General features: G+C 77.5%; 4 protein-coding genes. 3 read left to right on the top strand and 1 reads right to left on the bottom strand.

What is annotated here, in order from left to right; all coding sequences use genetic code 11:
- A partial coding sequence (locus tag E9529_RS00810) for a DUF4349 domain-containing protein (RefSeq protein ID WP_236829229.1) occupies positions 1-732 on the top strand: 732 nt, incomplete at its 5' end.
- 7 nt (positions 733-739) lie between these two features.
- Here the strand turns inward: E9529_RS00810 and helR are convergent.
- Positions 740-2,884 carry an RNA polymerase recycling motor ATPase HelR gene (gene helR / locus E9529_RS00805; protein WP_236829228.1) on the bottom strand — a complete coding sequence of 715 codons (2,145 nt, stop codon included), beginning with the start codon at positions 2,882-2,884 and terminating at the stop codon, positions 740-742.
- A gap of 341 nt (positions 2,885-3,225) precedes the next feature.
- On the opposite strand from helR, the gene E9529_RS00800 reads away from it, so the two are divergent.
- Both E9529_RS00800 and E9529_RS00795 read left to right on the top strand, forming a co-directional pair.
- Positions 3,226-4,773 carry an MFS transporter gene (locus tag E9529_RS00800; RefSeq protein WP_236829227.1) on the top strand — a complete coding sequence of 516 codons (1,548 nt, stop codon included), beginning with the start codon at positions 3,226-3,228 and terminating at the stop codon, positions 4,771-4,773.
- 55 nt (positions 4,774-4,828) lie between these two features.
- Positions 4,829-6,478, top strand: a complete 1,650-nt coding sequence (locus E9529_RS00795) for a helix-turn-helix transcriptional regulator (protein WP_236829226.1) — start codon at positions 4,829-4,831, stop codon at positions 6,476-6,478.
- The last annotated feature ends 56 nt before the right edge of the window (positions 6,479-6,534 follow it).

Genomic DNA, 6,534 nt, shown 5'->3' with positions numbered 1-6,534 from the left:
CTCCCCGGCAGCGAGGAGGCCGCCCCCGACCGGCAGGTGGTCACCACCGCCGGCACCTCCCTCGCCGTCGCCGACCCGGCCGCCGGTGCGCAGCAGGTGAGCGAGCTCGTGGAGGCCGCCGGTGGACGCGTCGACGAGCGCGCGGTGCAGTCCACCTCCGTCGCGGACGGCGTCGAGGGCGTCGTCGCGGATCTCGTCGTGCGGGTGCCGGCGGACGCGCTGACCGGCCTCCTGGCCGACCTCGGGGAGCTCGGCGACGTCGAGGACGTGTCGGTGTCCCGCTCCGACGTGACCGCGACCGTCGTCGACCTGGATGCCCGCATCTCCGCGCTGCAGGCCTCGGTGGCGCGGCTGCTCGCCCTGATGGCGGACGCCGCCACCACCGAGGCGCTGCTGGACGCGGAGCAGGCGCTCTCCCAGCGGCAGCAGGAGCTCGAGTCGCTGCAGTCGCGGCGGGCCGCGCTCGCCGACCAGGTGGAGCTCTCGACGCTGCGGGTGCACCTGGAGCCGTTCGGCGTCGCCCCGGCCGGCGGGCCGGACGGCTTCCTCGACGGGCTGGCCACCGGGTGGCGGTCCCTGGTCGCGGTCGCGGGCGGGGCCGTCGTCGTGCTCGGCGTCGTCCTGCCGTGGCTGGTGCTCACCGCGCTGGTCGCCGTCGCGGTGCTGGTGCCGCTGCGCCGGTCGCGGCGACGGGCCGCCACCCCGCCCCCGGCGGCGGCCACCGAGGCTTGAGCCCACCTCACCGGCTCGTGAGGACGACGAGCCGCTGCGTCGCCCGGGTCATCGCGACGTAGCGGTCCACCGCTCCCCCGACGCCCGCACCGAACGCCTCCGGGTCGACGAGGACGACGAGGTCGAACTCCAGCCCCTTCGCCAGCGCCGGGGCCAGCGACCGCACCCGGGGCCGCTCGGGGAACGAGGGCGCCCCGATCACGCAGACGGTGCCCTCGACGTGCTCCGCCAGCCAGCCGTCCACGACCGCGTCCAGCTCCGACACCGGCCCGTGCCCCACCGGCACCCCGGTGCTGCGGACCGACGTCGGCACGTTGGCGTCCGGCAGCACCGCGCGGATCACCGGCTCGGCCTCTGTCATGACCTCCGCCGGCGTCCGGTAGTTGACGGTCAGCGACATCTGCCGCACCTCGGTGAGCCCGACCCGGTGCAGCCGCTCGGCCCAGGTCTCGGGGAAGCCGCGCCGGGCCTGCGCCCGGTCGCCGACCACGGTGAAGCTCCGCGACGGGCAGCGGCGCAGCAGCACCTGCCACTCGGCGTCGGTGAGCTCCTGGGCCTCGTCGACGACGACGTGCGCGAACGCCCCGGCCAGCGGGTCGGCGTCCACCGCGGGCACGGCGTCCCGGTCGACCAGGGCGTCGCGCAGGTCGCCGTGCCGCAGGCTCGTCATCAGCAGCAGCTCGGAGTCGTCGGCCGCGACCAGCTCGTCGATCACCGCCGACATGCGCTCGCGCTCCCGGGCCACGACCGCCTCCTCGCGCTGCCTGCGCCGCACCGCCCCCGCGTCACCGAGCCGCACCCGGGCCGCGTCCAGCAGCGGCAGGTCGGCCGTCGTCCACGCCCGGGGGTCGCTGCGCTGCAGCCGCGCCACCTCGTCGGGCGCGAGCCCCGGCGCGCACCGCCGCAGGTAGGCCGGCACCGACCACAGGTCCCCGACGACGTCGGCCGGGTCCAGCAGCGGCCAGGCCCGGTCCAGCGCCGCCCGCAGCTGCCGGTCCTGGCGCACCGCGGCGCGGACCAGCTCGGGGTCGACGTCGCCGTCGTGCGCGTCGACCACGATCGCGACCAGCGCGTCCCACACCTGCTCGCGCGCCTCGTCGTGCGGCGTGCCGGCCTCCACCGCGTCGAACGCCTCGGCCCAGTCCTCCGGGGTCAGCCGGACGTCGTCCCACGGCGTGGTGACCGTGGTCCCCCGGGCCGGTGGCTCCTCGTAGAACCGGACGGCCGCCTCGATCGCCGCCACCATCCCCACCGACGACTTCAGCCGGGCCACCTCCGGGTCGGCCTCGTCGAGGGCGCCGGCACCCTCGGGCACCAGGTCGCGCAGCGTGCACGTGCGCACCCCCTCCTCCCCGAGGCCGGGCAGGACGTCGGCGACGTAGGCGAGGTAGGGGTGGTGCGGGCCGACGAACAGCACGCGGCCCCCGCGGTGGCCCAGGCGCGGGTCGGCGTAGAGCAGGTAGGCCGCGCGGTGCAGGGCGACGACGGTCTTGCCCGTGCCCGGGCCGCCGTCCACGACGAGGGCGCCGCGCGAGCCGGCGCGGACGATCGCGTCCTGGTCGGCCTGGATCGTGCCGAGCACGTCGCGCATCCGGGCCGACCGGGTGCCGCCGAGGCTGGCCAGGAAGGCCGACTGGTCGTCGAGGGCGGCGTGCCCCTCCAGGCCGTCGGCGGTGAAGACCTCGTCCCAGTAGTCGGTGATCCGGCCGCGGGTCCAGCGGTAGCGGCGGCGGCTGGCCAGCCCCATCGGTGCGGCGTGGGTGGCGGCGAAGAACGGCTCCGCCGCCGGGGAGCGCCAGTCGACGAGCAGCCGGCGACCCGCGCCGTCGGTGAGCCCGAGCCGCCCCACGTAGACGGGCTCGCCGCCATCGGCCGGGACGACCCGCCCCAGGCACAGGTCCAGGCCGAACCGGCGCAGCGTGCGCAGCCGGGTGGCCAGCCGGTGCACCTCCAGGTCGCGGTCCAGCGCCGCCTGGCCGGCGCCGCCCGGGGCGGCGCGCTCGGCGGCCAGCCGTTCGGCGAGCTCGGCGATCGACCGCGCGAGGCTGTCGGCGATCAGGGTGAAGTGCCGCTCGTCGGCGGCGACCAGCGCGGGGTCGGCCTTGGCGGCGAGGTGGTCGGGGAGGTCGAAGGCACGGGTGGACACGGTCACGGCAGCGGCTCCGATCCGGGGCCTCCGCCGCGCCCGTCCGCGCGCGGTCAGCCGGCCCCGGCGGACGAGTGTGCGAGCCCCCCGGGGTCTTGCCGCAAGCCCCGGGGTGCGCTATACGTTCGAGTGGGCCGAGAAGACGTCGCTGCTGCGCGGCCGGCGCCGCCCGACTCGAACTTTCCGGTCGTCGACGCGGCAGCGACCCGGGCAGTCCTGGTCGCGGCGACCACCGCACGGCCCTCCACCCGCCGTCGGCCGGCCCGCGGAATCCCCCGCTCCCCCAGGCGTTGCACAGCGGCGGGCGACGCGCCGATCCGGACGGCAGCCGGCGGAGGAGGACGCACATGACCGCACCACCTCCGGTCGGCGCGGGCCTGCGGATGGGCACCGCGCAGGGGCGCTGGGTGCTGCTCGCGACGGTGCTCGGCTCGGGCGTGGCCATGCTGGACGCCACGGTCGTCAACGTCGCCCTGGAGCGGATCGGGTCCGACCTCGGTGCCGACTTCGCCGGGCTGCAGTGGACGGTGAACGCCTACACGCTCACCCTCGCCGCGCTCATCCTGCTGGGCGGCTCGCTCAGCGACCGCTACGGGCGCCGGCGGATCTTCGTCATCGGCGTGTGCTGGTTCGCCCTCGCCTCGCTGCTGTGCGGACTGGCCCCGAACACCGGCACGCTCGTGGCCGCCCGCGCGCTGCAGGGCATCGGCGGGGCGCTGCTGACCCCCGGGAGCCTCGCGATCATCTCGGCGTCCTTCTCCGGCCCCGACCGGGCCGCCGCGGTCGGTGCCTGGTCCGGGCTCTCCGGCGTCGCCGCCGCCGTCGGCCCGTTCGTCGGGGGCTGGCTGGTCGAGTGGAGCTGGCGGGCGGTCTTCCTGGTCAACCTGCCGCTGGCGGCCCTGGTCGTCCTGGTCACGCTGCGGCACGTGCCCGAGTCGCGCGACCCGGCCGCCGCGCCGCGGCTGGACTGGGCCGGGACGGCGCTGGTCGCCCTCGGGCTCGGCGCGCTGACCTACGCGCTCACCGCGGCCGGGGAGGATGGCCTGGACGCGGCCATCTGGACCTGGCTCGCGGCGGGGGTCGTGGGGCTGGCCGCGTTCGTGTCGGTCGAGCGTCGCTCGCCCCACCCGCTGGTGCCGCCGTCGCTGTTCGCGGTGCGGCAGTTCACCGCCGCGAACGCCGTCACCCTCTTCGTCTACGCCGCGCTCGGGGCGCTGTTCGTGCTGCTGGTCCTGCAGCTGCAGGTGGTCTCCGGCTTCAGCCCGCTGCTGGCCGGCACCGCGCTGCTGCCGGTCACCGTCCTGATGCTGCTGTTCTCGGCACGGGTGGGGGCGCTGGCCCAGCGGATCGGGCCGCGCCCGCTGCTCGCCGCCGGACCGCTGGTGGCCGCCGCCGGCGTGCTGCTGATGCTCCGCATCGGCCCGGAGGCCTCCTACCTGCTCGACGTCCTACCCGGGGCGCTGCTCTTCGGCGCCGGGCTCACCCTGCTGGTCGCCCCGCTCACGGCCACCGTGCTGGACTCCGCCCCCGACCGGTACGCCGGGGTCGCCTCGGGGGTCAACAACGCCGTCGCCCGGGCGGCCGGGCTGCTCGCGGTCGCGGTGGTCCCGGTCGCCGCGGGGATCGGCGGGACCGACTACACCGACCCCGATGCCTTCGCCGACGGCTTCCGCGCGGCGATGCTCATCCTGGCCGGGCTCCTCGCCGCCGGGGCGCTGCTGGCGATCCTGTACGTGCGCCGCCCGCTCGGGGACGCCGCCCCGGAGGACCGGGTGCCGCCACCCGGTGCCCGGCGGGTCCGCATCGAGGAGTGCCACCAGTGCCCGGTCGCCGGCCCGGCGGTGCTCCCGCGGGACGACGCCCCGGCCCCCGGGGGCCGTCCCGCCGCGTCCTGACCCGTCCGCGCGGCCGGCCCTGGTCGAACGAGCCGCCGGGGTGTAGCCAGGAGGCATGGACCCCCTACGACTGGGGCGCGACGCCGCGGACCGCCGCGCGTGGGAGGACGCCTGCACCCAGCTGGGCGCGGCCGACGACCAGGGCCGGCTCCACGACGCGGAGGACCTGCTGCGGTTCGGGCTCAGCGCCCAGCTGACCCGCAGGGACGCCGTCGCCGAGGACGCGTGGGAGAGGGCGTACGAGGCCTTCCTCCAGCGGGGCGACGCCCTCGCCGCGGCGCGGTGCGCCTTCTGGCTCGGCCTGGTGCTGGTATCCGTGCACGGGGCCGAGGCACGTGGCAGCGGCTGGATCGCCCGGGCGCAGCGGGTCCTGGAGGAGGGCGCACCGCGGGACTGCGCCGAGTGGGGGTACCTGCTGCTCCCCGCCGGCCTGGGCGAGCTGGAGCGCGGGGACCCGGCGGCCGCGCACCGCGCCTTCGCCCGCGCCACGGCGACCGGCCGGCGCTGCGGGGACGTCGACCTGGCGACCCTCGGCTGCCTCGGCCAGGGCCAGGCGCTGATCCGGAGCGGCGCGGCCGCGCGCGGGATGGCGCACCTCGACGAGGCGATGGTGGCCGTGCGTGCCGGGCACGTGTCACCGATCGCGGCGGGGATCGTCTACTGCGCCGTCGTCCTCGCGTGCCACCAGGTCCTCGACCTGCGCCGGGCCCAGGAGTGGACGGCGGACCTGGCCGGCTGGTGCGATGCCCAGCCCGGCCTCGTCCCGTTCCGCGGCCAGTGCCTGGTGCACCGCGCCGAGCTGGCCCAGTGGCGCGGCGACTGGGCGGAGGCGCTCCGGGAGGCCGACCGCGCCTGCCGCTGGCTCTGCGACCCACCCGACCCCGCCGCCGGGATGGCGCACTACAGGCTGGCCGAGCTGCACCGGGTGCGGGGCGACGAGGCTGCCGCCGAGGCCGCCTTCGAGCAGGCCGTCGCCCTGGGTCACGACCCCCACCCCGGGCTGGCGCTGCTGCGCCTGGCCCAGGGGCGCACCGGGGCCGCGGTGGCGGCGATCCGCTGCGCCCTCGACCGGCCCTCCCTCGGCGGTGACGGCGTGGTGGACGAGGTGCGCGCTCCCCGACCGCGGACCGAGCTGCTGGCCGCCGGCGTGGAGATCCTGCTGGACGCCGGCGACGTCGCGGCGGCCGGGACGGCGTCCGTCGAGCTGGGCGGGATCGCCGACGCCGTCGGCACCAGCGCCCTGCGGGCCACCGCCGCGCGCGCCCGGGGCGCGGTCGCGCTCGCCGAGCGCCGGTACGCGCCCGCGCTGGACCACCTGTCGGCGGCGCTGGCCCGCTGGTCGGCGCTGGGGGCTCCCTACGAGGCCGCGCGGACCCGTGTGCTCGTCGGCCGGGCGCTGCGCGGCCTCGGCGACGAGGACACCGCGGCGATGGAGGTGGGCACGGCGCGGGGCGTCTTCCAGGCGGTCGGGGCGGCGCCGGACCTGGAGCGCCTCTGCGCCCGGCCCCGGACCGCCGGGCTGACCGAGCGGGAGGTCGACGTCATCCGCCTCGTGGCTCAGGGGTGCACCAACCGCGAGATCGCCGCCCGGCTGGTCATCAGCGACAAGACCGTGGCCCGGCACCTGCACAACGTCTTCACCAAGCTGGCGCTGCCCAACCGGTCCGCCGCGACGGCCTGGGCCTACGAGCACCACCTGGTGTGACCGGCGTGCACCGGACGGTGCAGTGCCGCGGCGGCAGGATGCACCGTTCGGTCGAT

Origin of the sequence: Blastococcus sp. KM273128 (assembly GCF_021698975.1) — a bacterium.
Taxonomy (GTDB): Bacteria; Actinomycetota; Actinomycetes; order Mycobacteriales; family Geodermatophilaceae; genus Blastococcus.
This window is presented reverse-complemented; position numbering and strand designations above follow the sequence as displayed.

Excerpts from the sequence above, each read along its gene's own strand:
- E9529_RS00800 (WP_236829227.1), top strand. The coding sequence starts at position 3,226 with ATGACCGCACCACCTCCGGTCGGCGCGGGCCTGCGGATGGGCACCGCG.
- E9529_RS00795 (WP_236829226.1), top strand. The coding sequence starts at position 4,829 with ATGGACCCCCTACGACTGGGGCGCGACGCCGCGGACCGCCGCGCGTGG.